The organism is Psychrobacter sp. 1Y4, assembly GCF_051847555.1.
The window spans coordinates 1-758 of the sequence record NZ_JBPYDE010000453.1 but is presented as its reverse complement, the minus strand read 5'-3'; the positions used below and the strand labels follow the sequence as shown (position 1 = coordinate 758).

The 758-nt window shown below is 42.6% G+C and carries 1 protein-coding gene; it reads left to right on the top strand.

All coding sequences use genetic code 11. The annotated features are described in order from the left end of the window. A partial coding sequence (locus tag ACS8FC_RS16920; RefSeq protein ID WP_439297642.1) for an RNB domain-containing ribonuclease occupies positions 1-722 on the top strand: 722 nt, incomplete at its 5' end. Between the last annotated feature and the right edge of the window lie 36 nt (positions 723-758).

The window sequence follows — 758 nt, the reverse complement described above, 5'->3', positions numbered from 1 at the left end:
CGACACAAGCGGACTATCAACGTATTATTGAAGCAACTAAAGACAGACCAGATGCAATCAGTATCCATAGCATGTTGCTGCGTTCGATGATGCAAGCAAACTATGCGCCTGACAATATTGGTCACTTTGGCTTGGCTTATGATGAATACAGCCACTTTACCTCGCCGATTCGCCGTTACCCAGATTTGATGTTGCATCGTGGTATTAAAGCTCAGGTAACGAACAGCAAGCAACCTGTTATGGACTTCTCTCTTGATGGTGCTGGTACACAGACGTCAGATACAGAGCGCCGTGCAGAAAAAGCATCGCGCTACGTAGAATCTTGGCTCAAATGCCATTATATGACCGATCATGTTGGCGAAGAGTTCGAAGGGGTTGTGACCTCAGTCACTAACTTTGGTCTATTTGTCACCTTGACTGACTTATACATTGATGGTCTAGTACATATCTCGAATGTTGGTGATGACTTCTTCGTTTATGATGAGCAACAACAACAGCTCATCGGTAAAGATAAAGGCACGCTCTTTGGACTTGGTGATTTGGTCAAGGTACAGGTTGCTGGCGTCAACATGGATCTATTGCAAATTGACTTTGATTTAAAAGAAAAACTGCAGTCTAGTGCCATGAATCAGACAAAAAAGCAGCCTGCTAAAAAAGATCAGCCTAAAAAAAGCCCTGCGAAGAGAAGTAATAACCGTAGAGGATCTAGCAAAAAAAGCTAATTTGAAACTGTAGCACCATAAATAAAAAGGGCTAAC